Annotated in this window: 17 protein-coding genes; 8 read left to right on the forward strand and 9 right to left on the reverse strand. The window is 63.8% G+C overall.

Annotation, left to right across the window (positions count from 1 at the left end):
• Positions 1-67: 67 nt before the first annotated feature.
• The 3 genes from pdxH to B0G69_RS02880 all read left to right on the forward strand — a co-directional run bounded on the left by pdxH (position 68) and on the right by B0G69_RS02880 (position 3,572).
• On the forward strand, positions 68-709 hold the full coding sequence (pdxH, locus tag B0G69_RS02870) for a pyridoxamine 5'-phosphate oxidase (RefSeq protein WP_121315566.1): 642 nt from the start codon (positions 68-70) through the stop codon (positions 707-709).
• Between the two features lie 138 nt (positions 710-847).
• Positions 848-2,062, forward strand: coding sequence for a cyclopropane-fatty-acyl-phospholipid synthase family protein (locus tag B0G69_RS02875; RefSeq protein WP_121315567.1), 1,215 nt, complete (start codon positions 848-850; stop codon positions 2,060-2,062).
• 70 nt (positions 2,063-2,132) lie between these two features.
• Positions 2,133-3,572 carry a DUF72 domain-containing protein gene (locus B0G69_RS02880; protein ID WP_121315568.1) on the forward strand — a complete coding sequence of 480 codons (1,440 nt, stop codon included), beginning with the start codon at positions 2,133-2,135 and terminating at the stop codon, positions 3,570-3,572.
• A gap of 12 nt (positions 3,573-3,584) precedes the next feature.
• Here the strand turns inward: B0G69_RS02880 and msrA are convergent, their stop codons facing one another.
• Complete coding sequence (msrA, locus tag B0G69_RS02885) at positions 3,585-4,133, reverse strand: peptide-methionine (S)-S-oxide reductase MsrA (protein WP_121315569.1); 549 nt, start codon at positions 4,131-4,133, stop codon at positions 3,585-3,587.
• Positions 4,134-4,389: 256 nt separating this feature from the next.
• On the opposite strand from msrA, the gene B0G69_RS02890 reads away from it, so the two are divergent.
• Positions 4,390-4,899, forward strand: a complete 510-nt coding sequence (locus B0G69_RS02890) for a flavin reductase family protein (RefSeq protein WP_121315570.1) — start codon at positions 4,390-4,392, stop codon at positions 4,897-4,899.
• A gap of 158 nt (positions 4,900-5,057) precedes the next feature.
• Here the strand turns inward: B0G69_RS02890 and B0G69_RS02895 are convergent, their stop codons facing one another.
• On the reverse strand, positions 5,058-5,573 hold the full coding sequence (locus B0G69_RS02895) for an Lrp/AsnC family transcriptional regulator (RefSeq protein WP_121315571.1): 516 nt from the start codon (positions 5,571-5,573) through the stop codon (positions 5,058-5,060).
• 130 nt (positions 5,574-5,703) lie between these two features.
• Here B0G69_RS02895 and kynB point away from each other — a divergent pair, with 130 nt between their 5' ends.
• The 3 genes from kynB to kynA are packed head-to-tail and all read left to right on the forward strand — an operon-like array spanning position 5,704 to position 8,605.
• Entirely contained in the window at positions 5,704-6,342 is a 639-nt protein-coding gene (gene kynB / locus B0G69_RS02900; RefSeq protein WP_121315572.1) for an arylformamidase, read from the forward strand.
• A gap of 57 nt (positions 6,343-6,399) precedes the next feature.
• Positions 6,400-7,650 carry a kynureninase gene (gene kynU, locus B0G69_RS02905; protein ID WP_121315573.1) on the forward strand — a complete coding sequence of 417 codons (1,251 nt, stop codon included), beginning with the start codon at positions 6,400-6,402 and terminating at the stop codon, positions 7,648-7,650.
• A 10-nt stretch (positions 7,651-7,660) separates the two neighbouring features.
• Entirely contained in the window at positions 7,661-8,605 is a 945-nt protein-coding gene (gene kynA / locus B0G69_RS02910) for a tryptophan 2,3-dioxygenase (RefSeq protein WP_121315574.1), read from the forward strand.
• Between the two features lie 33 nt (positions 8,606-8,638).
• On the opposite strand, the gene B0G69_RS02915 is transcribed toward kynA, so the two are convergent.
• The 7 genes from B0G69_RS02915 to B0G69_RS02945 form a co-directional block, all read right to left on the reverse strand.
• The gene (locus tag B0G69_RS02915; protein ID WP_121315575.1) at positions 8,639-9,376 is read right to left on the reverse strand and encodes an SDR family oxidoreductase; all 738 of its coding nucleotides are present in this window, start codon (positions 9,374-9,376) and stop codon (positions 8,639-8,641) included.
• On the reverse strand, positions 9,373-10,917 hold the full coding sequence (locus tag B0G69_RS02920; RefSeq protein ID WP_121315576.1) for an FGGY-family carbohydrate kinase: 1,545 nt from the start codon (positions 10,915-10,917) through the stop codon (positions 9,373-9,375). The genes B0G69_RS02915 and B0G69_RS02920 overlap by 4 nt, the downstream gene beginning before the upstream one ends.
• An 82-nt stretch (positions 10,918-10,999) precedes the next feature.
• Positions 11,000-12,088 carry an alcohol dehydrogenase catalytic domain-containing protein gene (locus B0G69_RS02925; protein ID WP_121315577.1) on the reverse strand — a complete coding sequence of 363 codons (1,089 nt, stop codon included), beginning with the start codon at positions 12,086-12,088 and terminating at the stop codon, positions 11,000-11,002.
• Between the two features lie 46 nt (positions 12,089-12,134).
• Complete coding sequence (locus tag B0G69_RS02930; RefSeq protein ID WP_121315578.1) at positions 12,135-13,142, reverse strand: ABC transporter permease; 1,008 nt, start codon at positions 13,140-13,142, stop codon at positions 12,135-12,137.
• Positions 13,129-14,649: a sugar ABC transporter ATP-binding protein gene (locus B0G69_RS02935; protein ID WP_121315579.1), complete on the reverse strand. Its 1,521-nt coding sequence runs from the start codon at positions 14,647-14,649 to the stop codon at positions 13,129-13,131. The genes B0G69_RS02930 and B0G69_RS02935 overlap by 14 nt, the downstream gene beginning before the upstream one ends.
• 59 nt (positions 14,650-14,708) lie before the next feature.
• Complete coding sequence (locus B0G69_RS02940) at positions 14,709-15,662, reverse strand: ABC transporter substrate-binding protein (protein ID WP_121315580.1); 954 nt, start codon at positions 15,660-15,662, stop codon at positions 14,709-14,711.
• A 138-nt stretch (positions 15,663-15,800) separates the two neighbouring features.
• Positions 15,801-16,781, reverse strand: coding sequence for an AraC family transcriptional regulator (locus B0G69_RS02945; RefSeq protein WP_121315581.1), 981 nt, complete (start codon positions 16,779-16,781; stop codon positions 15,801-15,803).
• 549 nt (positions 16,782-17,330) lie between these two features.
• On the opposite strand from B0G69_RS02945, the gene dalD reads away from it, so the two are divergent.
• Positions 17,331-18,740 carry a D-arabinitol 4-dehydrogenase gene (gene dalD, locus B0G69_RS02950; RefSeq protein WP_121315582.1) on the forward strand — a complete coding sequence of 470 codons (1,410 nt, stop codon included), beginning with the start codon at positions 17,331-17,333 and terminating at the stop codon, positions 18,738-18,740.
• Positions 18,741-18,767 lie beyond the last annotated feature (27 nt).

The following is an 18,767-nucleotide window of genomic DNA, read 5'->3' on the forward strand; positions in this document are numbered from 1 at the left end:
CCTTGCTCACGCGCAAAAAGTTAACTCCCTGGCTATACTTGCTTGACTGTAGCGTTCGCATAAGAACATGACCTCACTCGCCGAACTTCGAAAAAACTATTCGCTAGGTTCTTTGGACGTTGCCGATGTCGACCACGACCCGTTTCGTCAGTTCGACACATGGTTTCAACAAGCCGTCGACGCCAAGCTACCCGAACCGAATACGATGACGCTGGCCACGGTCGACCCGCGCGGTCGGCCGTCGGCGCGCATCGTGCTGATCAAGGGTGTCGATGAACGCGGCTTCGTGTTCTTCACCAATTACGAAAGCCGCAAGGGCCGCGAGCTGGCTGCCAATCCGTACGCGAGCCTGCTGTTTTACTGGATCGAACTCGAACGCCAGGTGCGCGTCGAGGGGCGCGTTGTCAAAACCAGCGCGGAGGAAAGCGATGCATATTTCGCGTCGCGTCCGCTCGGTTCACGCATCGGCGCGTGGGCCTCGAATCAGAGTCAGCCAATTGAAAGCCGTTCGCAGCTCGAAACACGCGAACGCGAAATCAGTCTGCAATACGGCGACCAGCCACCGCGTCCCCCGCACTGGGGCGGTTATCGTTTGGTCCCCGAAGCAATTGAATTCTGGCAGGGCCGGCCGTCGCGTCTGCACGACCGTCTGCTCTATACGCGAGCAAGCGAAAACGGCGACTGGCAAATCTCCCGCTTATCGCCTTGAATCGAATATGACGCTGGCAGCGCGCCGCCAACGCAGCAGCGCGCGCCGGCCGGATCGCGTCTCGCGGCATGGGAGTTGCGCCGCACCGGGCCGCGGTCCACAAGCTTTGCTTTAATTCAACGGACACGGAGAGATCACATGTTCTGGGAGAAGAAGCTGGCGCAGTGGGTAGAAGAAGTAAAAACCAAGGCTAACCTGCCTGCACGCCTCGTGCTGTGGGACGGTCAGCAACATGACTTCGGGCAGTTCGCCGCGCCCCAGGTCACGCTACACGTCAAGAGCGCGACGGCCTTGCCCTATCTGCTCGAACCGAGCCTCGACAATCTCGGCGAGGCGTACGTGAAGGGCAAGATCGACATCGAAGGCAAGCTGTCGGACATCATCAACATCAGCTATCAGCTGGCGCGCAACACCGTGACCAGTGCAAGCAAGCTCGCGCGTGTGCGGCGTTACTTCAATCACTCGAAGACGTCGGACAAAAGGGCGATCCAGTACCACTACGATGTCTCGAACGAGTTCTACAAGCTATGGCTCGACGAGAACATGGTCTACTCGTGTGCGTACTTCGAGAACGGCAACGAAGATCTCGCCACCGCGCAGATCAAGAAGATCGACCACATACTCACCAAAATTCAGGTGCAGCCCGGCCAGCGTCTGCTCGACATCGGCTGCGGCTGGGGCGCGCTCGTGCTGCGCGCGGCGCAGAAGTTCGGGGCGAAGTGCGTGGGCGTGACGCTCTCGCAGAATCAGTTCGACCTCGCTACCGCCCGCGTGAAAGCCGCGGGTCTGGAAGGCCAGATCGAAATCCGTCTGCAGGATTATCGTGACGTCACCGGGCAATTCGATCGCATCACGAGCGTCGGCATGTTCGAGCATGTGGGCCGCAAGAATCTGCCGGGCTACTTCGAGAAAATCCACGACCTGCTGGTCGACGACGGCATCGCGATGAACCACGGCATCACGTCGAGCGATTCCGACAGCGGGGAAACCGCGCTCGGCGGCGGCGAATTCATCGACCGCTACGTGTTCCCGGACGGCGAGCTGCCGCACATCAGCCTCGCGCTCGAATCGATGCAGCGCGGCGGGCTCGAAGCGGTTGACGTCGAAAGCCTGCGCCGTCACTATGCGCACACGCTGGACCTGTGGGCGGAACGTTTCGAGGCGCATGCGGAGGAAGCCCGCAAGCTGGTCGATGACGAAAAATTCCGCATCTGGCGCGTGTACCTCGCCGGCTGCGCCTACGCGTTCGAAAACGACGACGTGTCGATCTACCAGGTGGTGTGCCGCAAAGCCGGCCGCAGCGCGAAAACCTTGCCGTGGTCGCGCCGCTATATGTACGAAAAACCGCTGTGATACGGTTGCGCCGCGGCGCGTGCATGAGCGGACCCGCGCGGCGCAACCTTGAACAGCAGATCCGACATCGATGGACCAGAGCGGGACGAACGAAGTTGAACAGCCGCCAGGCGGCGAGCATCGCGGTGATGAGGACACCGGCGGCGAAGCCGTGCAGGTCGATCTGTTCGGCATGCCGGTGGAGCAGGCGAGCGCTTCGTCGAAGGTGGATGCCCGGGCTGGTAAGCCGCCGCGCGCGGTAGTCGGAGCCGAAGCTGGAGCCGGGCAGCCTGCCGCTGATACCCTCGCTACCGCGCCCGCTGCTGCCGCCCAGCCCGAACGCCGGCGGCAACCGCGCACGAAACCCGGCGCGGCCGCGTCGCTCTGGCAGGAAGACGATGCGCCCGGGAACGCCGCGTCGCCCGCCTCTGCCGATTCCCCACCCGCCCCCGCCGACACCCCAAAAAAGCGCCGTGGCCGCGACATCCTCGCCGCCCCGTCGTCGCCCGAACTGCGCGCGCTTGCTGCCGAACTGCCGCCGCAGATCCATCTCGGCACCTCGACATGGTCGTTTCCCGGCTGGAACGGCATCGTCTACGGAGACGAGTACAGCAACAGCAAACTCTCGCGCGACGGACTCACCGCCTATGGCGCGCATCCGCTGCTGAAGACGGTCAGCATCGACCGGTCGTTTTATCAGACGCTGCCGGTCACCGATTACTTGCGCTACGCGCAGCAGGTCCCCGAGCATTTCCGCTTCATCGTCAAAGCGCCGATGACGATCACCGACGCCACAGTGCGCGCCGAACGCGGCGAACCGGTATCGCTGAACCCGTGCTTCCTGAACGCGCAGATGGCGATCGACGAATTCGTCACGCCCTGTCTCGAAGGACTCGGCGCGAAAGCCGGCGCGCTGGTGTTCCAGCTTTCGCCGCTGCCGGACCAGATGCTGGCGCAGCCGACGGTGTTCATCGAACGGCTTGCCGCGTTTCTGATGGCGTTGCCGAAGCTGCCGGACGGCACGTGCTACGCGATCGAAATCCGCGACGCGAGTCTGCTCACGCCGCGCTTCATTCGCGCGCTGAAAACGGCGGGCGTGCGGTATTGCGTGGGGATTCACGCGCGGATGCCGGACCCGCTGCGCCAGGCCGCTGCGCTCGCGCTGCTGGACGGCGAGCCGGCCGGTCCGCTGATCGTGCGCTGGAGTCTGCACGGCGGCTTCAAATACGAGCAGGCGAAAGCCAGGTACGAGCCGTTCAACCAGCTGGTCGATCATGACCCGGCCACCCGCGCGTCGCTCGCCGAACTGGCCGCGCGCTACGCGCTCGCCGGCCAGCCGGTGGTGATCGCGATCAATAACAAGGCGGAGGGCTCGGCGCCGCTAAGCTGCGTGGAACTGGCGCGGGCGATTATCGACGCCTACGCGCACCGTGCTCACGAACGTGAGCACGAGCACGATGGTGAACGGCCGCAGCCCGACGAACATCGGCCGCAGGAAGACGGCGGCGAACCCGGCAGCGAGCCGGGTTGAGCGGGCGCCGTCTTACCCCGCCTTGATCCGATGCGCGAACTTCTGACGAAACTTCGCGACCTTCGGCGCCACCACGAACGAGCAGTACCCCTGATTCGGATGCTGCGCAAAATAGTTCTGGTGATACGCCTCGGCCGGCCAGTAGTTGCCGTCGAGCGGCAGCACCTGGGTGACGATCTGCCCGTCGTAAATCCGCTGTTCGCCGATCTCGCGGATCGCCTGTAGCGCCGTCTCACGCTGCGCATCGGAATGCGTGAAGATCACCGACCGGTACTGCGTGCCGACGTCGTTGCCCTGCCGGTTCAACTGCGTCGGATCGTGGATCGCGAAGAAAATATCGAGAATCTCGCGATAGCTGATCTTCGCCGGATCGAAATCGACCTTCACCACTTCGGCGTGACCGGTCTCGCCGTCACACACCTGTTCGTAGGTCGGCGCGCGGGTCTGGCCACCCGCATAGCCCGACTCGACCGAGTTCACACCGTCGACCCCCAGATACACCGCTTCGAGACACCAGAAACACCCGCCACCGAGGGTGGCGACTTCGCCTGTCTGACTCATGCTGCTCGCTCCTTGATACTGATAGTCGGCCGATGCCGGTTCTGCTTCGCCGCAACGCTCGTGCCACGAGCGGGACTTTCCAGCTTAGCGGGTTTTCCAATGACCGGCTGTGATCGCGGCCCGTGCGCCACGATTGCAGTTAAAATTGGGACAAATCGACGATTTTCACTATGACTTTTGAATCAATTGTTTCCGGCCGCGCGCGCGACGGGTTCCGCCCGGCCCGGCCCCGGACGTTGTCACGGACTTGCGCCCAATGAAGCGCGCCAGCCCGCCCAATTTCGACCAACCCGCCTTCAAACAGGCGCTCAGCCAGTTCGCCACCGGCGTCACCGTGATTACGACGCGCGCCGAGTCCGGCCAGTTGATCGGCATCACGGCGAGCTCGTTCAACTCGGTGTCGCTCAATCCGCCGCTGGTGCTGTGGAGTCTCGCGACACGCTCGGCCTCGATGCCGGTGTTCCGCGCCAACAGTCACTACGTGGTCAATGTGCTGGCCGCTTCGCAGCTCGATCTGTGCAAACGCTTCGCGACCGTCAAGGGCGACCGCTTCGAAGGCGTGTCGCACGCGCAGGGCGACACCGGCATGCCGGTGCTCGACGGCGCGCTCGCGTGGTTCGAATGCCATAACCGCAGCCGCTACGAAGAAGGCGACCACGTGATTTTCGTCGGCGAAGTGGAGCGCTGCGGCGTGCATGAGAAAGCGGCGCAGACCTCGCCGCTGGTGTTTCAGAACGGGCTGTTCCACGGCCTCGAGCCGCTTTGAACGTGTCGCCGCGTCCTGGCTGGACGCGCAGCAAGCGTGTCGGCCGCGCTTGGCGCGGCCGCCGCATATGTCGCCTCGCCGCAACCGCAGCGCTGGCTACAGCACCCGCAAGCCGCCAGACCGCCACACAGCCGGCGACACGCAGCGCCAGCCCACCTTCAACGTTCGTTATGCGACGCGCCGTGCCCGGCGCTCTTCTTCACCAGTGACACCGGCACGCCCGAATCTTCCTTGAGCGTCTGCAGCACGATATTCGAGCGAATATCCATCACGCCCGGCGCTTTGTAGAGCCGCTGCAGCACGAAATCCGAATAGTGTTTGAGGTTGTGCGCGAGAACCCGCAGCAGATAGTGCGTCTCGCCGGTCACGACGAACGCGCCGACCACTTCCGGCCAGTCGCGCACCGCCTCCGCGAAGCGCTCGTGCCAATTCTCCTGATCGTTGCGCATGGACACCTGCACGAACGCTTCCAGTTCGAAACCGAGCACCTCGCGGTTCAGACACGCGCGGTAATGTTCGATGACGCCCTGCTCCTCCAGCAAGCGCAGGCGCCGTAGACAAGCCGATGGCGAGAGCGAGATACGCTCCGCGAGGTCGAGATTGCTGATCCGTCCTTCTTGCTGAAGCACCGTCAAGATACGGCAATCGGTGGCGTCGAGCGAGATCGCGTTCATATTCGGTCTCCCTTTCCCGTTTGACTCAAATTATGTTCCAAGACACGGCTTAGAAGGAGATTTTTTCGCAATCACATTGTGCGGCGATCCACCTATCATTCTCTGATACACATCATTCGCCGCTGGAGACATGCAAACACTCTGGGACATCACCCCCGCCGTCGATACCGCGACGCCCGTCTGGCCCGGCGACACGCCGGTCGGTATCGAACGCGTATGGCGCATGGAGGCGGGCTCGCCGGTCAACGTCGCGCGTCTGACGCTGTCGCCGCATACCGGCGCGCATACCGACGCCCCGTTGCACTACGACGACAACGGCGCGGCGATCGGCGAAGTGCCGCTCGATGCCTATCTCGGTTTATGCAGGGTGATTCATTGCATCGGCGCCTCACCTGTTGTGACGCCACAACACCTGGCCGGTGCGCTCGACGAGCTGCCGCCGCGAGTCTTACTGCGCACTTACAAAAGCGCCCCGACGACGGCTTGGGACAGCGCGTTCTGCGCAGTCGCGCCGGACACGATCGATCAGTTGGCCGCGCGCGGCGTGAAACTGATCGGCATCGACACGCCCTCGCTCGACCCGCAGGAATCGAAGACGATGGACGCTCATCGGCGGATTCGCGCGCATCGCATGGCGATCCTCGAAGGAATCGTGCTCGATGACGTCGCCCCTGGCGACTACGAACTGATCGCCCTGCCGCTCAAGCTGACCACCCTCGACGCGAGCCCGGTGCGCGCGGTGTTGCGCGCGCTGCCCGGCGCGCGCTGACCCTGGCAGAACGCATCGACCTCACCGACTTTCACTGATCTGACCGACGGACCTACCATGAACCACCGTGACGAAGCACTGGCGCTCGATGACGCCGACCCGCTCGCGACGCTGCGCGACCAGTTCGCGCTGTCGCCGACCACCATCTATCTGGACGGCAACTCGCTCGGCGTGCCGCCGGCCGCCGCCGCGCAACGCGCGCAGACCGTGATCGCCGCCGAATGGGGCGAAGGCCTGATCCGCAGCTGGAATGGCGCCGGCTGGTTCGCGCTGCCGCGCCGTCTCGGCAACAAGCTCGCGCCGCTGATCGGCGGGGCCGACGACGAAGTGGTCGTCACCGATACGATTTCGATCAACCTGTTCAAGCTGCTGTCCGCCGCCGTGCGGGTTGCGAATGCGCGCGATCCAAAGCGTCGCGTGATCGTGTCCGAACGCTCGAATTTCCCGAGCGATCTGTACATCGCGCAAGGCCTGATCGAGCAACTCGACCGCGGCTATGAACTGCGCCTCGTCGACGATCCGTCCGAGCTGGCCGCCGCGATCGGCGAGGACACCGCCATCGCGATGATCACGCACGTGAACTACCGCACCGGCTACATGCACGACATGGCCGCGCTGACGAAGCTGATCCACGACAAGGGCGCGCTCGCGCTGTGGGACCTCGCGCACTCGGCGGGCGCGGTGCCCGTCGATCTGAACGGCGTCGGCGCGGACTACGCGGTCGGCTGCACGTACAAGTACCTGAACGGCGGTCCCGGTTCGCCCGCGTTCGTGTGGGTGCCCAAGCGCCATCAGAATGACTTCGCGCAGCCGCTGTCCGGCTGGTGGGGTCATCGCGCGCCGTTCGAGATGAATCCGACGTACCAGCCGGACGACGGTATCGGCCGCTTCCTGTGCGGCACGCAGCCTATGGTGTCGATGGCGCTGGTCGAATGCGGACTTGACGTGTTCCTGCAAACCGACATGCAGGCGATCCGCAAGAAGTCGCTCGCGCTGAGCGATCTGTTCATCGAACTGGTCGAAGCGCGCTGCAGCGAGTTTCCGCTCACGCTCGTGACGCCGCGCGAACATGCGCAGCGCGGCTCACATGCGAGCTTCGAACATCCGCATGGCTACGAGGTCATGCAGGCGTTGATCGCGCGCGGCGTGATCGGCGATTACCGTGAGCCGCATGTGCTGCGCTTCGGCTTTACACCGCTCTACACGCGCTTCGTCGATGTGTGGGACGCCGTTGAGACCCTCCGTGACGTGCTCACGCAGGAGACCTGGCGCGCACCCGAATTCGCCGCTCGCGGCGCCGTCACCTGAGGAGCGCGCGATGACCGATCACATGCAAACACCGGGTTTGCCGGAAGAGACCGTGACGCAGGGATGTCCGTTCGGGCATGGGCGCGTGGCTTCCGCTGCGGCTGCATCCGCCCATGCTTCTTCCGATGCGCCCGACTCCGGCTGGCACGACGCGCAGCTCGACTTCTCCGACTCGATGAGCTACGGCGATTATCTGTCGCTCGGGACGGTGCTCGATGCGCAGCACCCGTTGTCCCCGGATCACAACGAGATGCTGTTCATCATCCAGCATCAGACGAGCGAACTGTGGATGAAGCTCGCGCTCTACGAGTTGCGCGCCGCGCTGCAGGCGGTGCGTCGCGACGAGTTGCCGCCGGCGTTCAAGATGCTCGCGCGCGTGTCGCGGATCATGGAGCAACTGGTGCAGGCGTGGAGCGTGCTCGCGACCATGACCCCGTCCGAGTACACCGCGATGCGGCCGTATCTCGGCAGCTCGTCGGGCTTTCAGTCGTATCAGTACCGGCAGATCGAGTTTCTGCTCGGCAACAAGAACGAGCAGATGCTCAAGCCGCATGCGCATCGCGCCGACGTGTTCGCCGAGGTGAAGGCGTCGCTCGAAGCGCCCTCTTTCTATGACGAGGTGGTGCGTCTGCTTGCGCGCCGCGGCTTTGCGATTTCAGCGTCGAGGCTGGAGCGCGACTGGACCCAGCCGACCACGCACGACGCCTCGGTCGAAGCCGCCTGGCTGGAGGTGTACCGCAATCCCTCGCAGCATTGGGAGCTGTATGAGATGGCCGAAGAACTGGTCGATCTCGAAGACGCGTTCCGTCAATGGCGGTTCAGGCATGTGACCACGGTCGAGCGCATCATCGGCTTCAAGCAGGGCACCGGCGGCACCAGCGGTGCGCCGTATTTGCGCAAGATGCTGGACGTGGTGCTGTTTCCTGAGCTTTGGCATGTGAGGACGATGCTGTAGCCGGTTGCCGTTGCCGCGCTCGCGCGGCACGGTTCACCTCGCCGTATATCCGCCGTCGATGGGCAAGCAGATGCCGCTGATCATCGAGGCCGCGTCGCTCAACAGAAACATGATCGGCGCGGCAATCTCTTCGGACTGCGCAAAGCGCCGCAAGGGAATCGCCTGCAACGCAGGATCACGTTTCGCGGGATCGCTCCACGCCTGCACCGCCATCGGCGTCAACGTGACGGTCGGATTCACGCTGTTCACGCGAATCCCGAACGGCCCCAGCTCGATGCACAGCGCTCGCGTCACCGCATCGAGCGCCGCCTTCGACGCCGAGTAGCTCAGATGATCGTCGAGCGCCACGAGCGCGGCCTGACTCGACACGTTGACGATACTGCCCGCGCGTTTCGCCTCGATCATCCCACGCGCCACGTGCTTCGCCACCAGCACGGCGCCGCGCGTATTCACCGCCATCACGCGATCGAAACTCGCCGCGGTGGTGTCCACCGCGCGCTCGAGCAACGCGATGCCCGCGCAATTCACCAGCCCGTCGAACACATCGAGCGAGGCCAACGCATCATCGATCGCGGCTTCGTCGCTCACGTCGAGCGTCAACGGCTCGCAGCCGGTTTCCTCGGCCAGCCGCGCCAGTTCGTTCACGTTGCGCGCGGCGGCCACCACCGCCGCGCCCGCTGCGCACAACGCTTCGACGGTTGCGCGGCCAATCCCGCTGGAAGCGCCCGTGACAAGAATCGAGCGGCCGGAAAAATCGAAGGTAGCATTCATGATGATTGCAACCGATGCATGACCGGCTTCAAGGCCGGGTACAAATCCTTATAAACGCCGAAGCGCTGCTCGTACAACACCATCCGCGCCGCATCGGGCTGCGCGCGTTCGATCAGGGTGACCCAGCCACCCTGGGCCGCCTCGCGCGACATCATCCCGACTCCCACCGCCGCGAGCAACGCCGCGCCCATCGCCGCCTCCACGTCCTGTTCGATCGTGTAGACCGGGTAACCTGTGATGTCCGCGATGATCTGCATCCACAGGTCCGAATGCGCGGCGCCGCCGACCACGATCAACTTGTCGTCGAGCGATTGCGCGCCCTCGCGTCCCGCCTCGATGTTGTGCTTGAGCGCGAACGACACGCCCTCCAGCACCGCGCGATACAGATGCGCGCGCGTGTGAAACAGGCTCAGCCCGACGAACGCCCCGCTGGCCTTCGCGTCCCACACCGGGCTGCGCTCGCCCATCAGATACGGCAGGAACATCACGCCGTCCGAGCCGGCCGGCACTTTGGCGGCGCTCTCTTCGAGCAGACGATGCGGATCGCCATGCGGCGTCGCGCGCGCAGCTTCGATTTCGGCATGGCAGAACTGCTCACGAAACCACGTGACCGATGCGCCCGCCGTAATCGCGCCGCCGAATACATAGATATCGTGCAGCCCGTTGAATACGTGAGGCATGCTGACCAATCCGTGCCGTGCGTCGACGCTCTGGTTGATATAGCCCCAGCACATGCTCGTGCCGATCATCGCGACATGCTGGCCGGCGCGCGTCACGCCGGCGGCGAACGTCGCCATCGCGGCATCCACGCCTCCCGCGACGATCGCCGTACCCGCATCCAGCCCAAGCTGTTCGGTCCACTGCGACAGCAGCCCGCCGACCACGTCCGTCGATTCGACCAGCCGCTCCGGCATCATGGTCGCCGGAATGCCTAGCATGTCGAGCGCTTCGTCCGACCAGTCGTGCTTCCCGATATCGTAGACGCCGCCGATATTGCCGGCAGAACTGTGATCGACGGCCACTTCGCCGGTCAGCATGTAGATCACATACGCGTTCGGCGGCAGGAAAAAGCGCGTTCGCGCCCAGACGTCCGGTTCGCGATCGCGTAGCCACAGCATCTTCGTGTAGCCGTAGTAGCTGTCCACGCCGTTGCCGGTGATCGCATAAAGCCGTTCGAGATCGACATTGCCGCGCACCCACTCGACCTGCGCAGTCGCGCGGCGATCCATCCAGATCAGACAGGGCGCGAGCGGCCGCATGTCGCTATCGACGGGAATGCCCGAGCCGCCGTACAGGCTGCTCACGCAGAGCGCCTTGATCGAACTCGCGGCGATGCCGGCCTGCTTCGCCGCGCCGACGCATGCGGCGATGCACTCCACCACCGCCTTCAACCACACCGCGGGCCATTGTTCGGCCCACAGCGGTTTGGGCGTATCCGGGTGATAGCTCGACGCATGCTGCGCGACGATCGCGCCATGCTGATCGACCAGCAGTGCCTTGGTGCTCTGCGTGCCGATATCGACGCCGATGACGTAGTTCATACAGTCTCCGTTTTATATGCGGCCTGTGATGCGCCGACGGCCGCGTCGCGTTCGCATTGGCGTTCGTGCCCGCGTTGCGCGCTCACGCGCGCGGCTTCATCAGCACCTTGATCGAATCGAGCGAGTTCGCGACCTCGATCGCCTCGTCCCACTCTTCCAGCGAAAAGCCATGCGTGACGATACCCTTCGACGTCACGAGTCCGCGCGCGAGCAGATCGATCGCAATCGGATAGCAGTACGGTCCGAGATGCGCGCCGCGCACGTCGAGCTCCTTGCGGTCTCCGATCACCGACCAGTCCAGCGTCGTATCCGCGCCGAACACCGAAAACTCGACGAAGCGCCCGAGCTTGCGAATCAGGTCCATCCCCTGGTTCACGCCGATCGGCGCGCCGGTGGTTTCAATGTACACGTCGCAGCCGTAGCCGTCTGTGAGCGAGTGGATGATGGCGAGCGCGTCGTCCTTCTGCGGATTGATCGTCACGTCCGCGCCGTATTCGCGCGCGAGCGCGAGACGTTCTTCGACGAGGTCGATCACGACCAGCTTCTTCGGCGTCTTCAGATGCGCGACCTGCGTCATCATCAGACCGAGCGGACCGGCGCCCGCGATCACCACCACGTCGTCGAGTTGCAGTTCGCCGCGATTGACCGTGTGAATCGCGCACGCGAGCGGCTCGATGATCGCGGCGTCTTCGAGCGAGATGCCGTCGGGAATCTTGTGGACGATCGCCGTCGGCGGAATGCGCATGTACTCGGCCATGCCGCCGTCCGCGACTTCGCGCTGGAAGCCGAAAATATTGTGCACCTCGCACATCCAGTACTGACCGGATTTGCAATAACGGCATTTGCCGCAAGGCACGATCTGTTCGGCGATCACGCGCTCGCCCTTCTTCACGCCGAAGTGTTCGGCTGCCCCTTCGCCGATCTCCTCGACGTAGCCGAAGAATTCGTGTCCCGGGATCACCGGCGCTTTCACCCACGGACTCGGGCCGCCCCAGAACATCTTGGCGCCCGAATGGCATTTGCAGTCGCTCGCGCAGATGCCGCATGCTGCAATGCGAATCACGAGCTCATGTGCGCGGGCCTGCGGCTTCGACACCTGTTCGACGCGATAGTCTTTCGGTGCATGACAGACGATGGCGGTCATGTTCTGCTTGTCGGATTGAGTCGTCATTGCGTGGTCCTGCGAAAAGGAAGAAAAGGAAGGTCAGTGGGGAGCATTACTTTCTACGGTCGCGGCTGATGTAGATCGCGAGCAGAATGATTCCGCCCTTGATCACGTTCTGCACATACGGATTCACGCCGACCATGTTCAGGCCGTTGTTCAGTACACCGAGCAACAGCGCGCCGATCAACGTGCCGATGATCGAGCCGCGGCCACCCGAGATCGACGTGCCACCCATCACGACGGCAGCGATCGCGTCGAGTTCGAAGCCGACGCCCGCGTTCGGCTGACCGCTCATCAACCGCGCGGTCAGCACGATGGCGGCGAATGCGGACGTCAGACCCGCCATCGTGTAGACGATCAGCTTCACGCGCGCGACACGCACGCCGGACAGACGCGTCGCCTGTTCGTTGCCGCCGATCGCGTAGACGTAGCGCCCAAACGGCATGCGCTCGAGCAGCACCCACGCGACCACATAGATCACCGCCATGATGACGACCGGCGCCTGGATGCCGAGAATCTTGCCGCTGCCGAAGAAGCTGACCCAGTCGGGCAAACCGTCGATCGGATAACCGCCCGTGTAGATCAGCGCAAGACCGCGCGCGATGCCCATCGTCGCGAGCGTGACGATGATCGGCGGCATACCGGCATAGGCGACGAAAAATCCATTGGCCGCGCCGAACCCGAGCCCGACCGCGACGCCGACCGCGAGCGCGGCCACCGCGTTCATGCCTGCGACCATCAGACCGGCGGCGAGCGTGCCCGCGAGCGCCATCACCGAGCCGACCGAGAGATCGATGCCGCCCGTCAGAATCACGCAGGTCATGCCCACCGCGATGATCGCGTTGATCGACACCTGGCGCAGCACGTTCTCGATGTTCGCGCCGGAGAGAAAGCTGTCGCTCGCGAACACCATCACGATGCAGACCACCAGCAGGCCGATGAACGGATAAAACAACGTCGAGCGTTTCAGCGCGGCCCAGGTGAAGCGCACCGGCGCGCCTGGGGTATCGCTGCTAACAGTGGACGTCTTGGGCGGCGAAGAAGGATTAGGCGTGTTCATGAGTTGCTCCAAGCGAGCCCGCGGTCGCATAGGTCATCACGGCGTTCGAGTTGATCGCGTCGCCTTCGAGCATCGCTTCGATGCGGCCCTGCCGGAACACGGCGACGCGGTCGCACATGCCGACGATTTCCGGCAGTTCGGACGAGATCATGATGATCGAGTAGCCGCGCGCGGTGAGTTCGCGCATCAGCAGATAGATTTCGGCCTTCGCGCCAACGTCGATGCCGCGCGTCGGTTCGTCGAAGATCAGGATGTTAGTGTGGTGGTTCAGCCAGCGCGCGATCACCACCTTCTGCTGATTGCCGCCCGAGAGCGTCGAGACCTCGGTATGCATGGTCGGCGCCTTCACGCCTACGCGCTTCATGATGTCGGCGGTGGCGCGCGCTTCGCCGCGCTGGTCGATGAAAAAGCGCAGCGAGCGATACTTGCCGAGGTTGTTGATCGAGATGTTCTGCTTGATCGAAAAATCCGTGATCAGGCCTTCGGTCTTGCGGCTCTCCGGCAGGATGCCCACACCGGCGCGCAACGCGTCGGCCGGATCGGCCAGCTTCGCAGCCGCGCCGTTGATGCGAATCTCCTTCGCATAGGCCGGGTCCGCGCCGATCACCGCGAGCGCGGTTTCCGTGCGCCCCGAGCCGACCAGCCCGGCGAAACCGAGAATCTCGCCTTCACGCAGCGTGAATTTGAGCACCGGGCCGTCCTTGAGCAATTGCAGCCTGTCGACGTTCAGCACGATCTTCGCGTCGGCGCGCAATGCCGGTTTCGGCGGAAAGCTGCTTTCGATACGGCGCCCGACCATCATCTCGACAAGCCGTCCCACGTCGGACTGCGCGACCTCGGTCATGCCGACGTACTGGCCGTCGCGCAGCACCGTGATGCGGTCGCACACTTCGAAGATCTCTTCGAGGTGGTGCGAGATGAAGATCATCGCGACGCCCTGCTTCTTCAGATCGCGCATGATCGCGAACAGATGCTCGGCCTCGGCGGGCGTGAGCGTCGCGGTCGGCTCATCCAGAATCAGAATGCGCGCCTCCAGCGACAACGCCTTGCCGATTTCGACGAACTGCTGCTGCGCCACCGAGAGTTCGCGAATCGGCACCGACAGATCGATCGCCACGCCAAGCCGCTCGAAAATCGCGGCCGCCGCGCGCCGCATCTTGCCGCGTTCGAGCAGACCCAGGCCGTTCTTCAATTCGCGGCCGAGGAACATGTTCTCCACCGCGTTCAGATACGGAATCAGGCTGAATTCCTGAAACACGATGCCGACGCCCGCAGCCACCGCGTCGTGATAGTTCGTGAAGTGGCGCGCTTCGCCATCGATCGTGATCGTGCCTTCATCCGGCTGATAGATCCCGCACAGGATTTTCATCAGCGTCGATTTGCCGGCGCCGTTCTCACCGAGCAGCGCGTGAATCTCGCCGCGCGCGATCTGCAGGTGAATGCCTTGCAGCGCCTTCACGCCGGGAAAGCTTTTGGTGATGTTGTCGAGCTTGAGAATGGTGTCCATCGGGTGCTCCTGTGCCGCCCGTCGCCGCGCTTCAATGCGTGCGGCAACGGGCGTTCGCGTTACCAGCTGAAGCCCTTCGCATTGCTCTTGTCGATCATCTTCACGTCGACCGGAATCGCTTTCGGCACATTGGCGCCCCACTTCTTCGCGAGCGCGATGCCGAGCGCGATACGCACCTGGTCGGCCGGGAACTGCGCGGACGTTTCGACGAACTTCGAGTTCGGCTTCTGGATCGCGGCAATCGCTTCCGGCGCACCGTCGACGCTGGTCAGCTTGATGTCCTTACCCGACGCTTCGATCGCCGACAGCGCGCCCATCGAGCCGCCGTCGTTGACGCTGAACACGCCCTTCAGATTCGGATGCGCCTGAATCATGTTCTCGGTGACGGACAGCGCGGTCGCACGTTCCTGCTTGCCGTTCTGCGTGTCCACGAGCTTGACGCCCGGCGCTTTCGCGAGCGCCGCCTTGCAACCGCGCACGCGTTCGAGAATCGGCACGACCGGAATGCCGTCGAGAATCGCCACTTCGCCGCTGCCGCCAATCGACTTCGCGAGGTACTCGCACGCCATCACGCCCGCGTCATAGTTCTTCGAGCCGACGAACGAATCGACCGGGCCATTTGCATTCGCATCCACCGCGACGACCACCACGCCCGCCTTCTTCGCCGACGTCACCGCCGATTGGATGCCGGTCGAATCGGTCGGATTCACGAGCAGGATGTCGATTTTCTTTTGCAGCATATCCTCGACGTCGCTGACCTGTTTGCTCACGTCGTGATGCGCGTCGGTGACGACCACCGTTGCGCCGGTCGAAGCGGCGGCGTCGTTCAGCGCTTTCTGCATGGTCACGAAGTACGGGTTGTTCAGTTCCTGAAACGTCATGCCGATTTTCAGCGGTGCGGCTTGCGCAGCCGGGGCGGCGACCAGCGACAGGCCGAATGCGAGCGTCGCGAGCGCCGCTGAACGGCGCGCCAGGATCTGCAAGGAGGACTGCTTCAAAAGGGATTGCGTCATGGTTGTCTCCGTTATTAAAAGTGAGCACGTCCCTCACGCTGTGTTCGCACAGCGCGATACGTGTTGAAACGCGGTTGAGGTAAAACGCTTCGGCTGAACGCCCGGCGACGGGCTATGCAGCCGCGCACTTGCTGCTGGCTAGGTGATCGGATAGGCGGCGCCAACGTTGCGCGGCAGCCCCGGCGCGAGCACGATGGCCGGCGCGTCGTCGATGCCCGCGCCGCGCGCCGCGGCTTCCTCGGACGCGTCGCGGCTCGCGTCGTTCAGTTGCTGATAGCGGCGGAACTTCGACGGCGCCATGCCCTTCACCGCGAGGAACTGCCGGTTGAAATTCGACAGGTTGTTAAAGCCCGCCTTGAAGCAGATATCGGTCACGCTCAGTTCGCCGTCGGTGAGCAACTGGCACGCAAGGTTGATGCGCATCCGGTTCACGTACTGCACGAACGGCAAGCCGGTATGGCGGCGGAAATAGCGCGAGAACGCGCTGACGCTCTGCCCGGCGAGCTGCGCCAGATCCGATTCGCGCAACTCGTTCGCGAGGTTCTTGCCGATATACGACAGCACGTGATTGATACGAGTCGACGCGAAGCCGGTCGGGTCGGCCTCATAGGCGGGACTCGCGAGCGCCTCGCGATCCTCGGCATTCATCAGGATCTCTAACATCGACATGAACAGCACGAGACGGCGCAGCCCGCGCGCCGTCAGCAACTCCATGAACAGCGGCTGGATCGCCGCGCTGGTGCGTGCGCCGAACGACACGCCGCGGCGCGAGTCGGCCAGCAGCGCCTCGACCTGGCGCCACTCGGGAAAGCTGTCGAGACAGCCCGACACGAACTCCTGACCGAACTGCACGACCAGGTTGCGCTGCGCGATGGTCTCCCCTTCGGGCACGTCGCTGACCCAGTTGTGCGGCAGGTTCGGGCCCATCAATACCAGATTGCCAGGCGCGAAACTGCTGATGTGATCGCCGACGAACATCTTGCCGGTCGTCGCGACGATCAGATGAATTTCGTATTCCGGATGAAAATGCCAGCGCACCGTTCGGTACGGATAGCCATGCGACCACACCTTGAACGATTCGTCGCGGCGCACGGCCACGATTTCCAGATCGGGTTGCACTGTCTTGCCTCCATGAAGCGGGCCGCCGGGGCGCCGCTGCTCTTCGTCTTGTATAGCGAAAAGTAGCCCGCAACCGCGCCGGGCACCACTGAAAATGAGACCGCGGACCAATACTTTTTTGCATTCGGGTTAGTCCCGACGTTCCCCGGGTCAAATTTGATGCAATGCAAAACACACGGCGAGGCACGGCCGCTCGCCCGGCCACGCCTTGCCGGTCACCCGACAAGCCCACCCACGCCGCGCTGCGCCACGGAAAGCCGCTGACGCCACCTTGACTTTCGTTTCGCCGGGTACGATCATTCGCTCACACACAGAGCAAATGCTCCATCAGAGAAAACGCACGCTTCGAGCGGTGCGACAACAGAAACCGTATTGGATCGGAGTAGGCGCTAAAGCGCCAACAGAAACCATCACGGGATCGGAATAGGCGCTAAAGCGCCAACAAGCAACCATCATGGGACCGGAGTAAGCGCTAAAGCGCTAACAGAAACCATCATGGGACCGGAGTAGGCGCTAAAGCGCCAACTCCGGTCGACATAGGAGACGCACATGGACACCGGGCAAGGCAGCGGCGCGGCCGCACACGTGATCCTGCACATCGGCGCGGGATCGTTTCATCGCGCGCATCAGGCGTGGTACCTGCATCGGCTGAACGAGGCGAAGCTCGCGGGCGAGCGTTGGTCGCTGACAGTCGGCAATATCCGCAGCGACATGAACGCGGTGCTCGAAGCGCTCGCCGCGCAGGACGGCGTCTATACGCTCGAAACCGTCACGCCCCAAGGCGAGCGCGTCTACGAGACGATCCGCTCGATCGAACGCGTGGTGCCGTGGACCGAAAGCCTCGACGCGCTGATCGAAGCGGGCGCCGATGCGGCCTGCAAGATCATTGCGTTCACGGTCACCGAAGGCGGCTATTACCTCGACGAACACGACCGGCTCGACACCGGCAACGCCGATCTCGCCGCCGACCTGAAAGGCGGCCACACCACCATCTACGGCGCGCTGGCGGCGATTCTGGACGCGCGCATGCAACGCGGCGCGGGTCCCGTCACGCTGCAGACTTGCGACAACCTGCGCAGCAACGGCGAGCGCTTTCACGCGGGCATGAGCGAGTTTCTCCAACGACGCGGCGCGGACCGGCTCGCGCAATGGTTCGACGACAACACCGCCTGCCCGAACTCGATGGTCGACCGCATCACGCCGCGTCCGACGCCGGACGTGCGCGAGCGCGTCAAGGCCGCGACCGGCTTCGACGACGCGTGCCCGGTGATGGGCGAAGCGTTCATCCAGTGGGTGATCGAAGACCGTTTCATCGCGGGCCGCCCCGCCTGGGAAAAGGTCGGCGCGGAACTGGTCGATTCGGTGCTGCCGTACGAGGAAGCGAAGATCCGCATTCTCAACGCGCCGCATAGCTGCATCGCGTGGGCGGGGACCTTGGTCGGGCTGAACTACATTCACGAAGGCACGCTCGACGCCGACATTCGCCAGTTCGCGTTCGACTACGTGACCGAAGACGTGATCCCGTGCCTCTCGCCGAGCCCGCTCGATCTCGCACGCTATCGCGACGTGGTGCTCGAACGCTTCAGCAATCCGTATATCCAGGACACCAATCAACGCGTCGCGGCCGACGGCTTTTCGAAGCTGCCCGGCTTCATCGCGCCGACGCTGTCCGAGTGTTTCGAGCGGGGCGTCACGCCTGCCGCGACGGCGATGCTGCCCGCGCTGTTCTTCCGCTTTCTCGAACGCTGGCATGCGGGCAAGCTGCCGTATGCGTATCAGGACGGCGTGATGGACGAGGGCGTCGCGCACGGCTTCTTCGCGGCGCCCGACCCATTGCAGGCATTCGCCGCCGACCGGCTGCTGTGGGGCAGCATGGCGCAGACGCCGGAACTGGAATCGGCGCTCGCGGGAGCGCTCGCGCGCGTCGATGTCTGGCTCGCCCGACGCGGCGCGCTTTAAGCACGACGGTGCGCCCCCGTTTCGAAC

The organism is Paraburkholderia sp. RAU2J, from assembly GCF_003634845.1.
GTDB lineage: Bacteria > Pseudomonadota > Gammaproteobacteria > Burkholderiales > Burkholderiaceae > Paraburkholderia > Paraburkholderia fynbosensis.